17 protein-coding genes and 1 tRNA gene are annotated in these 19465 nt (G+C 72.5%); 8 read left to right on the top strand and 10 right to left on the bottom strand.

Annotated features, from left to right (window positions below):
• Window positions 1–14 precede the first annotated feature (14 nt).
• Complete coding sequence (locus tag ACZ7JA_RS05935) at window positions 15–2741, top strand: FtsX-like permease family protein (RefSeq protein WP_470807364.1); 2727 nt, start codon at window positions 15–17, stop codon at window positions 2739–2741.
• Window positions 2742–3122: 381 nt separating this feature from the next.
• Window positions 3123–4109, top strand: coding sequence for an ABC transporter ATP-binding protein (locus tag ACZ7JA_RS05930; protein ID WP_470807362.1), 987 nt, complete (start codon window positions 3123–3125; stop codon window positions 4107–4109).
• A gap of 88 nt (window positions 4110–4197) precedes the next feature.
• Here the strand turns inward: ACZ7JA_RS05930 and ACZ7JA_RS05925 are convergent, their stop codons facing one another.
• Genes ACZ7JA_RS05925 through ettA form a run of 3 tightly spaced genes read right to left on the bottom strand, consistent with a single transcriptional unit; the run spans window position 4198 to window position 6971 of the window.
• Window positions 4198–4875, bottom strand: coding sequence for a DUF8185 domain-containing protein (locus ACZ7JA_RS05925; protein ID WP_470807360.1), 678 nt, complete (start codon window positions 4873–4875; stop codon window positions 4198–4200).
• The gene (locus ACZ7JA_RS05920) at window positions 4872–5300 is read right to left on the bottom strand and encodes an acyl-CoA thioesterase (RefSeq protein ID WP_351659130.1); all 429 of its coding nucleotides are present in this window, start codon (window positions 5298–5300) and stop codon (window positions 4872–4874) included. The genes ACZ7JA_RS05925 and ACZ7JA_RS05920 overlap by 4 nt, the downstream gene beginning before the upstream one ends.
• A gap of 6 nt (window positions 5301–5306) precedes the next feature.
• The gene (ettA, locus tag ACZ7JA_RS05915) at window positions 5307–6971 is read right to left on the bottom strand and encodes an energy-dependent translational throttle protein EttA (RefSeq protein WP_351659127.1); all 1665 of its coding nucleotides are present in this window, start codon (window positions 6969–6971) and stop codon (window positions 5307–5309) included.
• Between the two features lie 367 nt (window positions 6972–7338).
• Between ettA and ACZ7JA_RS05910 the strand changes: the two genes are divergently transcribed.
• From ACZ7JA_RS05910 to ACZ7JA_RS05900, 3 genes are all read left to right on the top strand, one after another.
• Complete coding sequence (locus ACZ7JA_RS05910; RefSeq protein ID WP_351659124.1) at window positions 7339–7617, top strand: SHOCT domain-containing protein; 279 nt, start codon at window positions 7339–7341, stop codon at window positions 7615–7617.
• Complete coding sequence (locus ACZ7JA_RS05905) at window positions 7614–8225, top strand: sulfocyanin-like copper-binding protein (protein WP_470807359.1); 612 nt, start codon at window positions 7614–7616, stop codon at window positions 8223–8225. The genes ACZ7JA_RS05910 and ACZ7JA_RS05905 overlap by 4 nt, the downstream gene beginning before the upstream one ends.
• Window positions 8226–8422: 197 nt before the next feature.
• Window positions 8423–8707 carry a hypothetical protein gene (locus ACZ7JA_RS05900; protein ID WP_389299370.1) on the top strand — a complete coding sequence of 95 codons (285 nt, stop codon included), beginning with the start codon at window positions 8423–8425 and terminating at the stop codon, window positions 8705–8707.
• A 31-nt stretch (window positions 8708–8738) separates the two neighbouring features.
• Here the strand turns inward: ACZ7JA_RS05900 and ACZ7JA_RS05895 are convergent, their stop codons facing one another.
• A complete protein-coding gene (locus ACZ7JA_RS05895) occupies window positions 8739–9575 on the bottom strand; it encodes a ribonuclease BN (RefSeq protein WP_351659116.1) in 837 nt (278 codons plus the stop codon).
• A 245-nt stretch (window positions 9576–9820) separates the two neighbouring features.
• Between ACZ7JA_RS05895 and ACZ7JA_RS05890 the strand changes: the two genes are divergently transcribed.
• On the top strand, window positions 9821–10258 hold the full coding sequence (locus ACZ7JA_RS05890) for a DUF7144 family membrane protein (RefSeq protein ID WP_351659113.1): 438 nt from the start codon (window positions 9821–9823) through the stop codon (window positions 10256–10258).
• A 61-nt stretch (window positions 10259–10319) separates the two neighbouring features.
• On the opposite strand, the gene ACZ7JA_RS05885 is transcribed toward ACZ7JA_RS05890, so the two are convergent.
• From ACZ7JA_RS05885 to ACZ7JA_RS05870, 4 genes are all read right to left on the bottom strand, one after another.
• A complete protein-coding gene (locus ACZ7JA_RS05885; RefSeq protein WP_470807356.1) occupies window positions 10320–11723 on the bottom strand; it encodes a Cys-Gln thioester bond-forming surface protein in 1404 nt (467 codons plus the stop codon).
• Window positions 11724–12017: 294 nt separating this feature from the next.
• Complete coding sequence (locus tag ACZ7JA_RS05880) at window positions 12018–12488, bottom strand: single-stranded DNA-binding protein (RefSeq protein ID WP_351660156.1); 471 nt, start codon at window positions 12486–12488, stop codon at window positions 12018–12020.
• Between the two features lie 228 nt (window positions 12489–12716).
• Window positions 12717–15032, bottom strand: a complete 2316-nt coding sequence (locus ACZ7JA_RS05875) for a YfjP family GTPase (RefSeq protein ID WP_470807355.1) — start codon at window positions 15030–15032, stop codon at window positions 12717–12719.
• 66 nt (window positions 15033–15098) lie between these two features.
• Window positions 15099–16706, bottom strand: a complete 1608-nt coding sequence (locus ACZ7JA_RS05870) for a dynamin family protein (protein ID WP_351659104.1) — start codon at window positions 16704–16706, stop codon at window positions 15099–15101.
• A gap of 272 nt (window positions 16707–16978) precedes the next feature.
• Here ACZ7JA_RS05870 and ACZ7JA_RS05865 point away from each other — a divergent pair.
• A tRNA-Arg gene (locus tag ACZ7JA_RS05865) sits at window positions 16979–17051 on the top strand.
• A gap of 438 nt (window positions 17052–17489) precedes the next feature.
• Here the strand turns inward: ACZ7JA_RS05865 and ACZ7JA_RS05860 are convergent.
• Together ACZ7JA_RS05860 and ACZ7JA_RS05855 are read right to left on the bottom strand one after the other, a co-directional pair.
• Complete coding sequence (locus ACZ7JA_RS05860) at window positions 17490–18104, bottom strand: hypothetical protein (protein WP_470807353.1); 615 nt, start codon at window positions 18102–18104, stop codon at window positions 17490–17492.
• A gap of 408 nt (window positions 18105–18512) precedes the next feature.
• Window positions 18513–18716, bottom strand: coding sequence for a hypothetical protein (locus tag ACZ7JA_RS05855; RefSeq protein ID WP_351659098.1), 204 nt, complete (start codon window positions 18714–18716; stop codon window positions 18513–18515).
• Between the two features lie 293 nt (window positions 18717–19009).
• Between ACZ7JA_RS05855 and ACZ7JA_RS05850 the strand changes: the two genes are divergently transcribed.
• Window positions 19010–19465 carry a S26 family signal peptidase gene (locus ACZ7JA_RS05850; protein WP_470807351.1) on the top strand — a complete coding sequence of 152 codons (456 nt, stop codon included), beginning with the start codon at window positions 19010–19012 and terminating at the stop codon, window positions 19463–19465.

Genomic DNA, 19465 nt, shown 5'->3' with positions numbered 1-19465 from the left:
GCGTGAACAGGGGGGTGAGTGACGTGCGTTCCGCACCGGCCGTCGTCGCGCCCTGGGTACGGACCCGGCTGCGGGCCGCCCCCGGCGCCGCACTCGCGCTCGCGCTGCTGGTCGCGCTGACCGCCTGCCTGGCGGCCGCGCTTCCGCGCGCGGTGGACCGGTACGAGGACGCGGGCCTACGGCAGGCCCTCGACCAGGAGGGCCCCGACCACACCACCGTACGGGCGACCTCGTCGACACCCGAGTACGGCACGTCCGGCGAGGACCCCGCCGTCCCGTTCAGCCCCGGGGTCCTGGAACGGCAGTACCGGAAACTGCTGCCCGTGGTGGACGGTGCGGTGCCCGTCGACCGCGCCCGGTCGGCGTACGGCGTGACCACCCAGGAAGGCAGCACGGCGACCGAACCGTGGCTGCCCCGCCCGACCGGCCTGCCCGCCAAGGTGACACTGGTCGCGCAGAGCGGCCTGGCCGGACACGTGCGCGTCAGCGAGGGCCGGCTGCCGCGTGCCACGGGCCGGGTCGACGCGGACGCGCGCCGGACGGAGGCCGCCGTCTCCACCGCCACCGCGAAGACCCTGCACATCAAGCCGGGCTCGGTCATCCGCGTGCCCAGTGTCGACGGCCTCCTCTCCGTCCGCATCACCGGGATCGTCGCCCCCCGCGACCCGGCCGGGGCCTACTGGTCGACGGTGCCGCTGCTGCGCACGCCCACGCTGGAACGGCTGCCCGACCCCGGCCCGCCGCAGACCTACTGGCACGGCGCGCTCCTGCTCTCGCCGAAGGCGACCCTCACCGTGATGGGCACCGACAGGAACGCCTTCCGCTACTGGCACTTCGCTGCGGACACCCGCGGCCGGCACGCCCATGACGCCGGCCGGCTGCGGTCCGCCGTCGCGTCGCTGGAGTCCGGCCCGGGTCTGCGGCAGGCCCGTTCCCTCACCGATCCCGACCTGGACGTGGACACCGGTCTGGACGACGTGGTCATCGCCTTCGAGCGGCTGCGCTCGGGCGTGTCCCCCCTGGTCGGGGTGGCCGCCGCCGGCACCGCCGCGGTCGCCGTCGTCGTCCTGGTCATGGCGGGCGGCCTGGCCGCCGACCGGCGCCGCGCCGAACTCGCCCTGCTGCGTGCCCGGGGCGTCTCCCTGCCCGGCCTCTTCGGCCGGCTGCTGGCCGAGACCGCCGTGGCCGCCGTGCCCGCCGGGGCGGCGGGTCTCGCGGCCGCCCGTGTCCTGCTCCCCGGCGCCCGCGACGCCCACTCCGTCGCCGGCGCGCTCGCCGTCACCCTGGCCGGCTGCGCCGCCCTCCCGCTGCACGCCGCGCTCGCCCACCGCTCGGTGCGGCTGACCGTCCCCCGGGAGGACATGGTCTCGGCACGCCCCTCCCGCCGGCGCACGGTCGCCGAACTGACCCTGCTGGTGCTGGCGGCCGGGTCGGTGGCCACCCTGCGCGGCAGGGGCACCTCGGCAGGCCGACTGGTGTCCCTCGCACCGGTGCTGACCGGCGTCGTCGCGGCCCTGCTGCTGCTCCGCGTCTACCCGCTGCTGCTGCGCCGCCTGGCCCGCCCGGCCGGCCGGCTGCGGGGCGCGGTGGCCCCGCTGTCGCTGGCCCGCGCCGGCCGCACCCGCGCCTCGGCTGTACTGCCCCTGCTGGCCCTGCTCACCGCCCTGACCACGGCGGCCTTCGGCGGCTCGGTCCTGGCGGGCGTGGCCGAGGCCCGCGACGACGCGGCCCTGCTCACCGTCGGGGCGGACGCCCGCCTGGACTCGGCCACCGCGCTGCCGGCCGGCCTCGCCGCCCGGGTACGCGCCCTGCCCGGGGTCAGCGGGGTGACCCCGGCGGCCATCACCTACGAGGCGACCCCGACGGACGGCGTGGAGACGGTGCCGCTGGTGGGCGTGGACCCGCCCGCGTACGCCGGGCTGACCGCCCGGACGGGGCTCGGCGCCATCACGGCGGACCAGCTCGAGGGGCGGAACGCGCACTCGCTCCCGGCCCTCGCGTCCCCGGCCGTCGCACGGAACCACGGCATCCGGCAACCCTTCTCGGTGCGGCTCGCGGACGGGAGCACGGTCACCGTCCGGATCACCGCCGTCCGCGACCGCACCCCGGCGGCTACCGCCGGCGACTTCCTGGTGGTGGACCGCGCCGGGCTCCCGCCGTCCGCCGCCCGGCCGACGACGCTGCTGCTGACCGGCGCCCACCCGGACGCCGCCGCGCTGCGCCGCACGGCCCCCGCCTCGGCCACCACCCGGCTCCTCGCCGAGGAACGCGCCGGGTACGCGGACTCGCCGCTGCAGGCCGGCGCCGGGCGCGTCTACAAGGCGGCGGTGGCGGCGGGCGCCGGCTTCGCCGTCCTCGCCCTGCTCCTCGCCCTGCTGCGGGCGGCCCCGGAACGCGCCGCGCTCCTCGCCCGGCTGCGCACCATGGGGCTCACCCGGGCCCAGGGCCGCCGCCTCCTCGTCCTGGAGTCCCTCCCGCAGGCCCTCCTCGCCGCGGCCGGCGGCACCCTGACCGGCTGGGCCGCCATCCGCCTCCTCTCCCCGGGCATCGACCTGACGACCATCGCCCTCGCCTCGTCCCAGACCCCGGTGGGCAGGGCCGTCCTCCGCCCGGACGCCTGGTCCCTGGCCCTCCCGGCCCTCGCGGTGGTGGCCCTGGCAGCAGCAGTAGCCACCACCCAGGCCTGGTGGACGACCCGCCGAAGCTCGGTCAGAGAACTCCGAGCGGGAGACCCCCGATGACCCCACCCCCCGCACCCGGGCACACGTCCCCCGCCGAAGCCCCGGACACAGCCCCGGACACGCCCGCCGCCCCACCTGCGGGCATGCGTGCCGCCAAGGGCGGCACGGGTGGGCGATGGGGGTCCCCCCGCTCGAGCGAAGCCGAGAGTGGGGGAGGCACCCCGCAAGCGCGGGCAAGCGGAACGCCCCCGGCCGACACCGACCCCCCGCACCCGCAAACACCGGCACCCGAAACACCCCCCGCCCGGCACCGACACCGCGCACCCCGACAGCACCGGCACCCGAAACACCCTCGTCCGGCACCGTCACCGCACCCCCGCAATTCCCCGCACGCGAAACACCCCAGCCCCGGCAGCACAGGGCACCCCAGCAGGAGACCCCATGACAGCCGACTCCACGAGTACAGACACCCCGCGAACAGACACCACCCTCACCGACCTCACCACCCGCCTCACGGAGTCCCGCAACAACCCCGCCTACGGCCACGACGCCCTCATCACCTGCGACCGCCTCGTCCGCATCTTCTCCGCGGACGGCATCGAGGTGCAGGCCCTCCAAGGCCTCGACCTACTGGTCCGCGAGGGCGAGTTGATGGCCCTGGTCGGTGCCTCCGGCAGCGGCAAGTCCACCCTGATGAACATCCTCGCCGGCCTGGACACCCCCACCGCCGGCGGAGCCCACGTCGCGGGCCGCGACCTGCTCACCATGACCGCGAAGGACCGCCTCGCCTACCGCCGCGAGGTCGTCGGCTTCGTCTGGCAGCAGACCTCCCGCAACCTCCTGCCCTATCTCACCGCGGCCCAGAACGTCGCCCTGCCGCTCCAGCTCTCCGGCACCCGCGTACGCCGCCGCGCCCGCGCCGAACGAGCCCTGGAACTCCTGGACCTGCTCCAGGTGGCCGACTGCCGCGACCGGCGCCCGCACGAGATGTCCGGCGGCCAGCAGCAGCGCGTCGCGATCGCCGTGGCCCTCGCGAACGCCCCCGCGGTCCTGCTCGCCGACGAACCCACCGGCGAACTCGACTCCCAGACCGGCGCGCAGATCTTCGACGCCTTCCGCACGGCGAACGAGACCCTCGGCACCACCATCGTCATCGTCACCCACGACCAGACGGTGGCCGGCGAGGTCCGCCGCACGGTCGCCATCCGGGACGGCCGGACCTCCACCGAGGTGCTGCGCCGCAGCGAGGTGGACGCCACGACCGGCCACGAGACGGTGGTCGCCCGCGAGTACGCCATGCTCGACCGCGCGGGCCGCCTCCAGCTGCCCGCCGAGTACACCAGGGCCCTGAACATGCGCGACCGCGTGGCCCTGGAACTGGAACCGGACCACATCGGGATATGGCCGGACGACAGCGGCGAGGTATGACCAGGAGAGGCAGCGGCCCGCGACGCAGGACCGGCGGCCGAACGGCAACGGGACACAAAGCCGCCCCCAGCCGCCCCGGCCGAACCCCTCAGCGCACGCTGACACCCAGCGCGCCGAGCCCCGCCCGCCGCACGGCGACGGACCCGTAGGGCGTCCGCAGCCTCAGCCACGCCCCCGAGGAGAACAGCCCGGTGTCGCCCGCGCCGGTGCCCGGCCGCAGGAAACCGAGGGACTGGGCCGCGTGCACGGCCCGGACGGGAAGCGGGGTGTCCCCGACCTCCCGGGACCAGATGTCCCGCCCTATGCCGTCCAGCTCCGCACGGGTGCGCCGCTCCGGCGGCAGCTCCTCGGTACGGGACCGGAACTCGGCGACGGCCTCGGCGACCGTCGTGCGCAGCGCGTCCGGCACGGGCAGCCCGGGCTCGGGCCGCCAGCCGCCGCGCGGCGGCAGCACACCGGCCCACGGCGGTCCGGTGACCGCGGCCGGCACGGCGGCCGTGGCCGCCCGTTCGTCGACGGACTCCAGGAGCTCACCGGCCGAGACGGTGACGTCGAGCGTGACGTCCAGCCCGTTCTCGTACGGCTTGGCGAGCCGCACCGCGCGGATCGTCAGCACCTCGAAGGACGGCGGCCGGCCGAACACGGCGAGCGCCGTACCGGCCGCCTGCAGGCGCACCGCGGCCCCACGGTCGTAGTGGAGCAGCCGGGAGAGGAAGGCGGCGAGGTCGGCCGCCTCCGTCTCGTCGGCGAGGTGCAGGACCGTCATGCGGCGACGGCCTCCTCCGAGGACTTCGCGTCCTCGGCGGCGTCCGTGTACTCCTGGAGGAACTCCCGCTCCTCCTGGGTGATCCGGCGCGGCCGCTGTGCCTCGAAGTCGAACGGCACGATGACGGTGGAGGCCCGTACGTAGACGAGATCCCCGTCCTTCACCTCGTAGGAGATGGTGAAGGACGCGGCACGGATCTCGGTGACCCACAGCTCGATGTCCACCGGGTGGTGCCGGTGGACGAGCTGCCGCTTGTAGTCGATCTCGTGGCGCGCCACCACGGACCCCTGCTTGAACTCCTTGTCCGGGCGGAACAGGAAGTCGATACGGGCCTCCTCCAGATAGCGGAGGAACACCACGTTGTTGACGTGGCCGTACGCGTCCATGTCCGCCCAGCGCAGCGGGCAGCGGTAGATGTGGCGCAAGACCGATCAGCCCCGGGTCAGCTTCTTGTAGGTGGCACGGTGCGGACGCGCGGCGTCCGCGCCGAGGCGCTCGATCTTGTTCTTCTCGTAGGACTCGAAGTTGCCCTCGAACCAGAACCACCTGGACTCACCCTCGTAGGCGAGGATGTGCGTGGCGACCCGGTCCAGGAACCACCGGTCGTGGGAGACGACGACGGCGCAGCCGGGGAACTCCAGCAGCGCGTTCTCCAGGCTGCTGAGGGTCTCGACGTCGAGGTCGTTGGTGGGCTCGTCGAGGAGCAGCAGGTTGCCGCCCTGCTTCAGGGTCAGCGCCAGGTTGAGGCGGTTGCGCTCACCGCCGGAGAGGACGCCGGCCGGCTTCTGCTGGTCCGGTCCCTTGAACCCGAAGGCGGACACGTACGCGCGCGACGGCATCTCGACCTGTCCGACGTTGATGTAGTCGAGCCCGTCGGACACGACCTCCCACAGCGTCTTCTTGGGGTCGAGGTTCGCGCGGCTCTGGTCGACGTAGGAGATCTTGACGGTCTCGCCGACCTTGATGTCGCCGGAGTCCGGCGTCTCAAGGCCCTGGATCATCTTGAACAGCGTGGTCTTGCCGGCGCCGTTCGGGCCGATGACGCCCACGATGCCGTTGCGCGGCAGCGTGAAGCTGAGGTCGTCGACGAGGACCTTCTCGCCGAAGGCCTTGTTGAGCTTGTCGACCTCGACGACGACGTTGCCCAGACGCGGGCCCGGCGGGATCTGGATCTCCTCGAAGTCCAGCTTCCGCATCTTGTCGGCCTCGGCGGCCATCTCCTCGTACCGGGCGAGACGCGCCTTGGACTTGGCCTGACGCCCCTTGGCGTTCGACCGCACCCACTCCAGCTCTTCCTTGAGCCGCTTCTGCCGCTTGGCGTCCTTCTGGCCCTCGACCTTCAGACGGGTGGCCTTGGTCTCCAGGTACTTGGAGTAGTTGCCCTCGTAGCCGTGCAGGCGGCCGCGGTCGACCTCGCAGATCCAGCCGGCCACGTTGTCCAGGAAGTACCGGTCGTGGGTGACGGCCACGACGGTGCCCGGGTACTTGGCCAGGTGCTGCTCCAGCCAGTTCACGGACTCGGCGTCGAGGTGGTTGGTGGGCTCGTCGAGGAGCAGCAGGTCGGGCTGCTCGAGCAGCAGCTTGCAGAGCGCGACGCGGCGCTTCTCACCGCCGGAGAGGTTGGTCACCGGCCAGTCGCCGGGCGGGCAGCCCAGCGCGTCCATGGCCTGCTCCAGCTGGGCGTCGAGGTCCCAGGCGTTGGCGTGGTCCAGCTCCTCCTGCAGCTTGCCCATCTCGTCGAGCAGCGCGTCGGAGTAGTCGGTCGCCATCAGCTCGGCGATCTCGTTGAACCGGTCGAGCTTGCCCTTGATCTCGGAGACGCCGTCCTGGACGTTCTCCAGGACCGTCTTCTCCTCGTCGAGCGGAGGCTCCTGCAGCAGGATGCCCACGGTGTAGCCCGGCGACAGGAACGCGTCGCCGTTGGACGGCTGCTCCAGACCGGCCATGATCTTCAGCACGGTCGACTTACCGGCGCCGTTCGGACCGACGACACCGATCTTCGCTCCCGGCAGGAAGCTCAGGGTGACGTCGTCGAGGATCACCTTGTCGCCGTGCGCTTTGCGCGCCTTGCGCATGGTGTAAATGAACTCAGCCAAGAGAAACCGTCCGGCAGCTTGAAATCTGGCAGTGGGCAGATACACCCCATCTTGCCGTACCGCCACCCCTAGGCGGAAACCCGTCTGCTCCGGGCGCTCTGAGCTGGGGTTTCACAGGTGGCAGCGGTGACTCGTCCGTCAGCGTCGGGCGCCGCCGGTCGGCCCCGGCCACCGTCGCAAGGCCATCCGGCTGCACGGATACCGGGTCAGGGTCCGGGAGCCGCGCGAAGGGTGGGGCTGAGCGGTCCGTCCGCGCCGCGCATTGGGCCCTACGGCCCGCTGGTGGGGAGCTATGGCCCAGGCCGGGTGACGGCTCACCGATCCATCCTGGCATTGACACAGTCGTCTGCCGAGGGAAGTGATCGGCATGATGTGGTACGACGGCGGATGGGGCTGGGGCGGCTGGTTCGTCATGACGGTGTCCATGGTGCTGTTCTGGGCCGTGCTGATCGTCGGACTCGTCGCGCTGGTGCGCTACCTCGCCGGTACGCGTCATCACCGGCAGCCGGGCCCGCAACCCCCGGCCGGCGAGGGCTGGGGACAGGAGCGGCGGGCCGAGAGCCTGCTCGCCGAGCGGTTCGCACGCGGCGAGATCGAAGAGGACGAGTACAGACGCCGGCTCGCGCTGCTCAGGGAGCACCGGTGACCAGGCGTGGCCGCCGCGGGGTCTGGCCGGCGGTCGCCGTCGCCGCGGCGGCCCTGGTGCTGGGCATCGTCACGACGGGTCTGATGGCCGCGTCCGGAGCCTTCCACCGGACGGCGCCGGCGTCCCTGCGGGCCGGGGGTGCGCGGTGCACCGCACCGGCCGCTCCAGGCGCTGGGGTCGACGTGACCGTGTGGGACTCGGGCCGCATGATGACGGGCCCGAACCGGCCCGCGCCGAGCACCGGCCGTCCCGGCCGGCACGGCATGGGCATGATGCGCCTGGTCGTCCATCCCACGACGGTCCCGGCGGGGAAGGTGACGCTGCGGGTGGTCAACGCGGGAACCGTCGCACACGAGGTGATCGTGCTGCCGCTGCCGGCGGGCCGGGCCGCCGGGGACCGCGCCGTCGGATCCGACGGTCGGGTGTCCGAGGCGGGCAGTCTCGGCGAGGCGTCCCGGACCTGCGGCCGCGGCGCCGGGGACGGCATCGCCGCCGGCTCGGCGGCCTGGACCACGGTGACGCTGCGGCCGGGCCGCTACGAGCTGCTGTGCAACGTCCCCGGCCACTACGCGGCCGGCATGTACGCGGAGCTGGACGTGACCAAGTGAGCACGGAGGACCCGTCCGGCACCGCCGTCCGGCACCGACGTTCGCCGGCGGCCGGTCGCGGGCGGTCTCCGTGCTCGGTTCGGATGACGCCGTGCGCCCGGTCGAGTGTCTTCCGGGCGCGCCACGAGCGGGACACCGGCGCCGACGGGTAGGTCGCTTCGAGCAGTGCGTGGTCGGTAGCGATGAGGAGATCAGCGATGTACGCAGTGGTTCGGCGGTACGAAGGGGTGACGGATCCTGCCGAGGCGGGCCGCCGGGTGGACGAGGGGTTCGTACCCCTCCTGCGCCAGGTCCCCGGATTCGTGGCCTACTACTGGGTCGACGCCGGGGGCGGAGTGATGCTCTCCACCAGCGTCTACGAGGACCAGGGCGGAGCCGACGAGTCGGTCAAGCGGGCGGCGGACTTCGTACGCGACAACCTCGCGTCGCTGCTCCCCAACCCTCCACAGGTCACGGCCGGCGAGGTCGTCGCCGCGGGGTGACGACAGCCGCCGGCGGGCTGGGCGTGGCGGTTCACCGGAGGGCCCGGCCGACGATCGCGCCCAGGTGGATCACCACGCCGACCGCCACCAGCCAGGACAGGATGACCATCACGACGCCGATGGGCCCGTACTTCTGCTCGTTGGCCACGATCGCCGCGGAGAAGTAGCGGGCGGAGAAGAGGCCGAGGCCGGTCCAGCACACGCTGGTGACCAGGGCCGGCGGGAGGAGGGCACGCCAGGACACCCGCCCGGCGAGCAGCGCGTACATGCTGCCCCACCAGAAGACGACCGCCCAGAGGAAGCCGGTCAGGCCGGTCAGGAACCAGCCGTGGAGCACCCTGACGAAGGCGGCCTGAGCCGCCGCGTAGGCGAACATCCCGGCGAGCCAGACGAGCCGGGCCGTGGTCTTCCACTTCGCGTTCTCCGGGATGTCGAACAGCATCCGGTACCAGCTCTGCAGGGTGCCGGCCACTGCCAGGACTCCGAGCAGGAGCAGTACGGCGCTCGTCCCGGTCAGGGTGTACGAGGTCGTGGTGGGCGCGAACAGGGTCGCCACGGCCTGGGCCGCCTGCTCGTTCAGCCCCAGCCAGCCGGCGATGACCGCGGCCGTGTCCTGTCCGGCCGCCGCCGTCAGGATGATCAGGAACGGGAAGAAGCACAGCAGCGCGAGCGCGGCCAGCTGGAACGAGTGCCCGAAGAAGTCGACCGCCGAGAGCCGGACCCACAGCCGGCCCGGCCCGCTCTCCTCGAAACGGCGGAACCCGTCCTGCCACGCCTGCTCCGCACGCCGTCGGAGGCCGGTGCGTGACGGGTGGGGTGTCTTCCTGCCGTCGTCCATGCCGTGATGCCCCAGGGTCCGGTCCGCCATCCGCCGGATGCGGGATCCCCCCTGAGTGCACGGCGGTCGCGAGTCAAGCGTAGGCACCCCCCTGTGCGGGTGCGCGTCGAAGCGGGCGGGCGGGGTGAAATCACCCGGGCCGAGTGATGTCACCGCTCCTCGCCAGGCGCACTGTGGATCCGCAGACGTCGTCCGGAGCCCGGGGAAGGACGAAGGGAAACGCCCTCACTGATCGCCGGACGCAATCGCCGGACGCAATCGATCGAGGCCCAGAAATGACCACGACACACACCACACAGGCCCGCAAGCAGCAGTGGGCCGGCGGGTTGATGCTCTTCGCCGCCGTCATGCTGATGATCGCCGGAGTGATCGACATCTTCCGCGGCATCATGGGGATCGCCGCGGACGACGTGTTCATCACGACACGCGGTTACGTCTTCCGGTTCGACCTGACCGGCTGGGGCTGGGTCACCCTCATCCTGGGCGCCGTCGCCGTGGTGATCAGCCTGGGGCTGTTCCAGACGGCGAAGTGGGCGCGGATCTCCGGCATCGCCGTGGCCGGGCTGATCATCCTCGCCAACTTCCTGTCCCTGCCTTACTCCCCGCTCTGGTCCACCCTGATGATCGCCTTCGCGGGCGTCGCCATCTGGGCCATGTGCGTGGCCCAGCCCGGGGAGACCGGCCCCGGCGGCGGCACGCCGCGCGCCGGCTGACCGGCGGCGGCACACGACTCACCCGGCCGCCCGGATCAGGGAGTACCGGCGCGGCCGGGCCTCACTCGCCCGCCGCCGTTTCCTTCCCGCGCAGGATCACCAGCACCGCGCCGCCGATCACCACGAGTCCGATGGCCACCCCGGCGATCATCGGGGTGATCGCCGAACTGCCCGTGGCCGCGAGGTCGGTGTCGGGGGCCGTGCTGTTGCCGCCGACCGTCGCGGGGCTGGGCTCGCTGAGGGTCTGGGTGGACTCGTTGGTGACCGTGCCCTGCGTCTTGCAGTCGAGGACCCCGGTGAACCGGTGGCTGAAGCCGTTCGGACCGGTGATCGTGAAGTCGTAGGACTGGTCCTCCTGGAGCGGGACCGTCACCGTGCGGGCGGCCCCGGCCGGGATGGTGTGCTCGGCGCCCATCAGCTCGAAGGCGAAGGGCTGGTCGCCCTTGTTGACCGCGGTGATGTCGACGCCGCTCTTGGCGCAGTTCTTCCGGGCCGACACCGCCACGCCGCCCTTTTCCGCCCAGGTGGCGCCCGCGGTCGCGGAGACCGTGGACTCGCTGGAGCCGGCCAGTATCTGGGTCTGGCTGCGGCTCTCGGAGGCGAAGGCCCGGCCCACCGGGACGGTGGTGGAGGCCTGGACGGTCAGCTGGGCGGAACCGTCCGCCGCGCCCTCGGGGACGTCGAAGAACAGCTGACTGCCGTTCTTCGCCGAGGTGATCACCTTGCCGGTCCTGTCGATGATCCGCACCCCGCCGGCGCCCACGCCGGCCGGTGCGCCGACCGTCACGCCGCGCGCGTTGGTGTGCACGGTCACCGGTCCGAGCAGATCGCCGGGACGGCCGGAGACGGAGGGCGGGTCCAGGGTCAGCGAGGCCTGCGGCTCGACGCTGTCGCGGGCGCTCTTCTCCAGGTAGTCCGCGAGCTTCTCGGCCTGCGGGTCCACGGCGTCGACCTTCGCCCCGTCCGAGTAGCGCCAGATGGCCACCTGTGTGCCGGCCGCCGCGTCCTGCTCGCTCAGGCCGCTCACGCCCGCCCGCCCGGCGAGCGTCGCGAGGTCGTTCACCTGGGGGTAGGAGTTCTGCAGGATCCAGCGGATCTTACCGGCGTCCTTGTTGGCGCCCAGCGAGGTCCCGCTCCAGGGGGTCTCCTGGTAGTGGGCGTCGCGCTGGGTGGGGTTGTGGATGTCGACGCAGTAGGTCTGCAGGGTGCCGCCGCCGTCCACGGACATCTCGAACAGGCCCGCGGACACCTGCTGGTCGCCGCCGTCCTCGTGGATCACGGCCTGGCCGTACGTCTTCAGGCCGCCTATCGTCGCCGTCGCGCCGCCCTGGGTCTGCGGTGTCTCCTCGGCCGCGGCCGTACCCGCGCCGAACAGCACGGTGGTCGCCGCGAGGCCGGACGCGAGCGTCACGGCCGCGAGGCGGGCCACGCGGAACCGAGTGAACCCAGTGAACGCAGCAAGCACAGAATTCCCCTTCGAGCAGGACCCGTTGGATGTGGGGGACGGTCCCACCAGCAGAATCGGCTGCCCCGAGGGGCATGCCCGGCATCCTATGGATCACGGGGACCGCGCTTGCCGGTCGGATCGTCACATGAGGCGATCCGATCCGGAATCGTTATCGCCGATGCGACACGCCGGCCTGGCAAGTCGACAAATACACCGTGCACAGAGCCCTGTTCGGCACGCTCGGTGGCCACCCGCCGACAAGGGGCGACAGCCGCCCGGCCGGTCGGCACCGGGGTAGCGTTGCAACTGACGTCACGTCACCGCCGCTGCCGTCACGACCGGTTGGGCGGGCGGTTCGTGCTCGGCCCCGGTGGCCGGCGTCTCCCAGTTCGGCTCCGGCCTGGCCGTCGCCGGCGTCTCCGGTCGCACCGCGCGACGGAAGAGCGCGGTGCCCCGGGCCAGGTCGTGGCCGATGGCCACCGCGTCGATGTCGGCCGACGTGCGGCCCTGTTGCCCGTCGCGGACCTCCGTGCGTACCTTCAGCCTGCCCTGGACGACGACGGGCTGCCCCACCTCGACCGAGGCCGCCACGTTGACCGCGAGCTGACGGTTGGACCACACGGTGAAGAAGTTGGTGTGCCCGTCCGTCCAGGCGCTCTTCTCCCGGTCCCAGTAACGCGCGGTCACCGCCAGCCGGAACCGCGCCGAAGGCCCGGCGGCCGTCTCCCGGTACAGCGGCGGCGTCGCCACGTTGCCCACCACGCACACCACGGTCTCGTTCATCATGAACCCCTCCCTCGGCCGGCCCCTCACGGCCGGCGGACATGCGTACGGGCCCGTCCCGTACGGCGGCTTCTGCCCTGCGGCACGATCGCCGCGGGAACAGACTGCCTCCGCCGGGCCGGGCCCGCAGAGCGCTGTGCACCACCGCCGAGCTGTGGAGATCTCCTTCACCCGCACGAGTGAGAGACGGGCAGAGAACTCCTCCGCCCTCCCCTCACCGCCCCGGTCTCACCCGACTCCCACCCCCGACTGCACGACCCGGCCGTACTGCTCCCGCACCTCCCGGTACCGCAGCAGCTCCGCCGCCACGGGGTCGAGCACCCGGGCCCGGCCGCAGCTCGCGGCCGCCTCCCGCAGCCGCCGTTCCGCGTCCTGGCCGTACCGGCGGGCGGGTCCCCGGGCCGCCATCCGGCAGCCCCATTCCACGAGCGGCCCGCCGACGATTCCGCACACCATCAGCAGCACCGGCACGCCGAGGTTGGGTGACATGACGCCGGCGATCTGCCCGGCCAGCCACAGGCCGCCCACCACCTGCAGCAGGGTCATGGCCGCCTGGACCAGCACGGCCACCGGCCACCAGCCCGGCCGGGGCGGCCGTCCCGGCGGCAGTCCGGCCCGGGCCGCCAGGTCGTCCAGCGCCTCCGGCAGTCCGTGCGAGCCGCGCACGGCCGCCTCGCGCACCGCCTGCGCCCACGGCGTGGGCAGGCCGGCCGAGGCCCGGTCGGCCACCGTGCGGACCGCCTGTTCGACGCGCTGGCGGGCGGTGGCCTCCTCGTCGGCCTGGTGGCGTACCGCCATCCGGCCCGTGCTGGGCCCGCCACGGCTCTGGTACCAGCGCCACAGCCGCAACCAGGGTGTGCCGCAGGCCCGGTTGGCGTTGCGCAGCCAGGCGCGTTCGGCGGCCTCGCCCGCCGCGGTGGCGCCCACCGCGTCGGCGAGCCGGTCGGCGAACTCGTCGCGTGCCTCCTCGCTGAGGCCGACGCGCCGGCCGGTGGCGTAGACGGGCCGCAGCTGGGCCGCGGCCGCGTCCAGGTCGGCGGCGACCCGGCGGGTCGCCGCACCGCGCTCCATCACGAAGTGGCCGAGTGCCTCGCGCAGTTCGCCGACGCCGTCGCCGGTGAGCGCGGACAGCGCGAGCACCGTGGCGCCCGGCTCCCCGAACTCGCCGAGCGCGACGCCGTCCTCGTCGAGCAGCCTGCGCAGATCGTCCAGCACCTGGTCTGCCGCCTCCCCGGGCAGCCGGTCGACCTGGTTGAGGACGACGAACATGACCTCGGCGTGCCCGGCCATGGGCCGCAGATAGCGCTCGTGGAGCATGGCGTCGCCGTACTTCTCCGGGTCGACCACCCAGATGACCGCGTCGACCAGCTTCAGGATCCGGTCGACCTGTTCGCGGTGCTCCACGGCGGCGGAGTCGTGGTCGGGCAGGTCCACCAGGACCAGGCCGCGCAGTTGCCCCTCCGCCTCCGCGCTCTGCAGGGGGCGCCGGCGCAGCCGGCCCGGGATGCCGAGCCGGTCGATGAGGCCGGCCGCGCCGTCGCTCCAACTGCACGCGATGGGCGCGGCGGTGGTCGGGCGACGCACTCCCGTCTCCGAGATGGCCACCCCGGCCAGGGCGTTGAACAGCTGCGACTTCCCGCTGCCGGTGGCGCCCGCGATGGCGACGACGGTGTGCCCGCCGGAGAGCTTGCGGCGGGCGGCCGCCTCGTCCAGGACCCGGCCCGCCTCGGCGAGGGTGCGGGTGTCGAGGCGTGCGCGGGACAGGCCGACGAGTTCGCGCAGCGCGTCGAGCCGGGAGCGCAGGGGGCCGTCGTACGCCAGGGGCGCAGGGGTGTGGACACTGGGGGCGCGTACGGGTTTGTCGAGGGCGGGGACGCGCTCGGCGCCCTCCGTCACCCTGCGGGCGATGAGCCCGTCGTCCCAGGCGTCGGCCCCGTCGGCGTCCGCGTCGTCGGGGCCGGCCCTGCCGTCGTCCTCCGCGAGGCGCTGCACGCCGCCGTCGGTCCCGGTGCCGTTACCGCCATGGGAAGCGTTCGCGCGCGCGTGCGGCTCGCCGGCGTCCTGCCGGCCATCCTGTGCCTGTGCGCCCGCGCGCGCGTGCGGCTCGGTCGCCCGTTGTCCCGCGGGGGCGGATGCCTGGTCTGCCCGTTGTCCCGCGGGGGCGGCTGCCTGGTCTGCCCGCTGACCCGTGGGGGCGGATGCCTGGTCGCCGCCCTCATGGGAGGACGCGCCTTCCTCGCGGTCGGAACGCTTCCCGGGCACGCGCGCGTGCGGCCGGCCGTTCGTCTCCGGCTCCCACTCGTTTCGCTGTTCCTCGGCGGCTCGAGTGGCCTTGGCCGCGGCGCCTGCGCCGGTGCCGTCACCGGCGTCCGCACCGAGCACCGTGCCGGGGCCGGCGTGCGCGGAGCCGCCCGCGGCCTGGGTCCGGCCGCCGGCCGTGTCGCCTTCTCCCCCGGCCCGGCCGTCGGGGCCCGCTGCAGCGGGACCGGCGTGGTCCGAGGGGCCCACGTGCGTCGTGCGGTCCATGCGGTCCATGTGAGTCATGTGATCGGTGTGGTCCCTGTGGTCCCTGTGGTCCGTGTGATCATGGTCAGTGACGGCTGTCACCGTTCACCTCTCCTTCTGCAGTACGGACAGCGCGGCGATGAGCTCCGCCTGGGGCTCGGCACGAAGGTCCAGGGCGTCGAGCGGTGCGAGGCGCCGCTCGCGTTCGGTGTGCACGACACGGTCGACGGTGTCGTTGAGCAGCCGCTCGGCCCGGTCGCGCAGCCGCAGGGCGCCATGGGCCCCGATCCGCTCGGCCAGCCGCTCGCCCGCGGTGCGAGCGCGGCTCCCGCCCAGCAGCGCGGTGGCGACGAGTGCGGCGACGCTCTCGGAGTCGGGAGCGGTGTTGCGCTCGATGTCCCGCACCTCGTCCTCGGCGTACTCCTCCAGTTCGCGCCGCCAGCGACGGGCCGCGAGCCCGATGCGGTGCTCGGCCTTCTCCGGGGAGGGATGCCGGTCGGCGAGCCCCGGAGCGGCAGCGCCGGGTTCGCGCCGCCATGCCTCGTCGACGCGCTCGTCGGCGGCCGTGACGGCGCACAGCAGCAGGGCGCCCAGGCTCTCGACGAGGGCGTCCAGCAGTTCACCCGCCGTGCAGTCCAGCGGGAAGGCACGCCAGCGCTTGAGCGCGTCGCCGGCGAGTACGGCCCCGGACTGCAAACGGCCCCGCACGCGCGCGTGCTCACCGTCGTAGGCGCTCTCGACGGCGGAGGTGAGCCGGAGGGCGGCGGCGTACTGAGCGGCGACGGCGGCGGCCAGCTCGGGCATGCGCGACTTGAGCGAGTCGAGCAGGCCGTGCGCCGTGCGGGCCATGACGTGCTCGCGGGCCGCCGCGTCCTGCGCGTGGTGCACGAGCCAGGTCCGCAGGGCCGCCACGGCGGTGCTGGGCAGCAGACCGGCGCCCCAGGCCGACTCGGGCAGCTCGGGCACGGTGAAACGGGGCACGTCGCCGAGCCCCGCCTTCGTGAGCAGGGCGCCGTACTGCCGGGAGACCTCCGAGACCACCTGGTGCGGCACCCGGTCGAGGACGGTCACCAGGGTGACGTCGTACTCCTTGGCCGTGCGCAGCAGATGCCAGGGCACGGCGTCGGCGTAGCGGGCGGCCGTGGTGACCATGATCCAGATGTCGGCGGCGCAGATCAGCTCGGCGGCCAGCACACGGTTGTCGGCGAGCAGCGAGTCGATGTCGGGGGCGTCCAGCAGGGCGAGCCCGCGCGGGAGGCTCTCGGCGGTCTCGACGCGTAGCACGCGCGCGGGGGCCACGCCGGGGAGCAGCAGATCGTCTCCGCTGTCCGCCTGGGGTCCCCACACGCGCGTGAGGTCGGGGAGCACGCGCATGCCGCTGAACCAGTGATGATCCTCCGGATGGCAGACCAGGACCGGTGTCCGGGTCGTCGGCCGGAGCACGCCCGCTTCGCTGACCCGGCGCCCCACGACGGAGTTCACGAGGGTCGACTTACCCGCCCCGGTGGACCCGCCGACGACGGCCAGCAGGGGGGCACCGGGATCTTTGAGCCGGGGCACCAGATAGTCGTCGAGCTGCGCGAGCAGCTCGTCACGGTTCGCACGCGCGCGTGGGGCCCCGGCCAGGGGCAGCGGAAAGCGTGCGGCGGCGACACGGTCGCGCAGAGCGGAGAGAGTGTCGAGCAGCTGAGGCCGAACGTCCAAGGTCACCACATGTGAAGAATGCCCAATTTTAGGGGAATTCTGAAGCATATGGACATCTCAGCGCGCCGATGGAACACATCGGACGTAAGGGACGACTGGTACGAGGGCACAGTCCAGGCATAACGAGTGCACAACACCCGGTGCGTCGGAGGCCAAAAGCGATGCACGATTCGTACCTGCCTGCGATTATCAGGACCGCTTCACCGAACCTCCACATCGAGCCACGGAGGCGAAGCGACAGGGTCGGGGAACAAGGAGCTTTATCCTTGTCCCGCCACCAGGCCCCCGTAGCTCAGTGGATAGAGCAGGCGCCTTCTAAGCGCTTGGCCGCAGGTTCGAGTCCTGCCGGGGGCGCTCACCCTCAGCCCTCCCCCCGGGAGGGCTTTTCGCTGCTCAGGACGGGCGCCGGCCGACACGACGAAGCCCCGGACGCCCTCTCGACGATCAAGGGCGGGCTCCGGGGCTGTCCGGCTGTCACCGGGTTTTCGCGGGTGGCTGTGTCGAATACGTGTCGAAGTTCTCGACCGGCGGGAGATCAGCCAGCGCCCGGCTCCTCCTCCGGAAGGCCACCCGCAGCTTCCAGCCGCCGTTTCAGGTCAGGCAGCTGCCCGTCGACGCAGCGGGCGTAGGTGGTTAGGAGCACCGCGACGTTGTTTCCGGCCCACTCGGCCACCTGGACGGGCGGGATGCCGTCGTTGAGCCACTTCGTCAGGCGCGTGTTCCGGTTGTCATAGACGCGCGTGAGGGCCGGATGCCCGGGAACGGTGCGTGTCTCACCCTCCGCACGTCCTTTCAGATCGCGTCGCTCGTGGATCTCCCCCGTGTCGGTCCACTGCTTCCCGGCCTCCGGGGTCGCCGTGTGATCAGCAGCTCGCACCACTGGTCGTCGGCACCTGGCACGGGCAGCGTCACGTCCTCGACGCGCATGGCTACGGCATTCTCAGGCCGGGGCCCGCAGTGCAAGGTGGCGACGGCGTTCGTGGTCTTCGTGAGGGCCGTGGACTCCTTGCCCTTGGGCAGTGGGCTGGCCCGCAGGATGCGCCGGCGGACCGCGTACTTCATGGCGACGTTGAGGATGCGGCGGTTGCGTTTCCTGGACCAGGCCGCCGCCTGCTTGCCGTCGAGGCGCGTGTCCATGGCGAGCAGGACCTGGTCGACCTTCTCGGGGTCCTCCCAGGACGAGACGGGCAGGGAGTTCCGCTCGACCCATCGAAGGATGGCCGGCACGTCCCGGGGCGCCTCCGGGCGTCGGTTGGTGTTGAACGCCCATTCGCGCAGAGCGGTGCGTACGGCCGCTGGTGCGAACTGGGTGGGCTTGGCCCGCAGCAGCGCGATGGTGGTCGCGGTCAGGGTCTTGGCCATGTTCTTGCGGCTGTTGCCGCCGAGTTGGGGCCAACGGGCGTCCACGTACTCGACGGCGAACGGAGGGGAAGCCCTCGGCGAGCGCGACGGTGTCGAAGGGCTCGCGCCAGCGCGAACGGGAGCGGTTGTCTCCGGGCATCGTGTCAGTGGCGCTGAGCGTGTGGTCCGTTCGCGTTCACGGCACCAAGCGCCGATGGAGGCCGTGGGAGGACGAGTTCACCTGCCCGTGCTGCGGCGAAGGCCGGGCTCGGGACAAGCTGCAAAAGGCTCTGTTCATGCTGCCGCCGAGAGCCGCCACCGAACTCCAAGGACAGATCGAGCGCCTGCACGCGGTGCTGCTCAGGCGAACGCACCACGACCCAATGACAGATCGACGGCTGAGCGGCCTCCGGACGAACAGCGCGCCGATCGGGCCGCGGACGACGCGTCCGCGGCCCGATCGCCATGTCACCGTCAGGCCGACGACCGGCAGGGCGAGCTGAGGTAGCAGGTGCCGCAGGAGGTGTAGCCACCGACCACATGGCAGATCTGCCGGTAGTAGAAGCTGTTGCGCTGGCTGCAGTAGCAGATCTTCTCGAAGGTGGTGTCCGCCTGGGCCACGGCCTTGGGCACGAGCCTGCCCAGAATCTTGTCGCCCATCGCCCCCATGAATCCCATCACTGCCGTTTCCTTTCGAGTACGCACTGCCGGAAAGAAGCAGATTCGACCGTAGCAACGGCAGATACGGCGCTTCCTACAGTTCGGATACAGCGAGCGGAAGAGGCCGGTCCGCAAACCGTGTCCAGCGAACCGCCCGATACGCCCATATACACTCAACTTCTACGCGAATTGCAAAGGGCGCGAACAGGGCGCGACGCACCCCCGGGTTTCCCGCGGGGGCAAGAAGAAATACATTGACAGGCAATACGGCGGGCGGGCACGATCACACCGACCGGCGGAACCCACGGGGGGTGTCTGTGCCTGTTCTGTTGATTGCCGTTGGGTTCCTTGTCGGCCTCGCCGGCGCCGTCCTTGCCGCGCTCCGCATACGCGGCCGATACACCGTGGTCACCGTGGAAGGCACCAGCATGGCGCCGACGCTTTCGCCCGGCGACCGGGTGGTGGTGGAACGCCGCACCGTCGACCGGGTGCGGACCGGGGACATCGTCGTACTGCAGCCCCCGCGAAGGACGGGCGACTACGAACCGCTGAGCGACCGTTGGAACATCAAGCGGGCCGCCGCGCTTCCCGGGGACCGTATTCCGGAAGGAATACCGGGAGGCGGAGACCTCACCGAGGTCCCGGACGGGCGGCTGGTGGTGCTCGGCGACAATCCGGACAGTATTGATTCCCGTCATCGGGGATTTTTCGAGGCCGACCGGATCATGGGCGTGGCGGTCCGCCGACTGGGCGGCAGTGCTTTATAA

The sequence above is a fragment of the Streptomyces sp. NPDC038135 genome (assembly GCF_055601245.1).
Note: the sequence above shows the minus strand (reverse complement) of the source record. Positions and strands in the feature narration are given on the sequence as shown.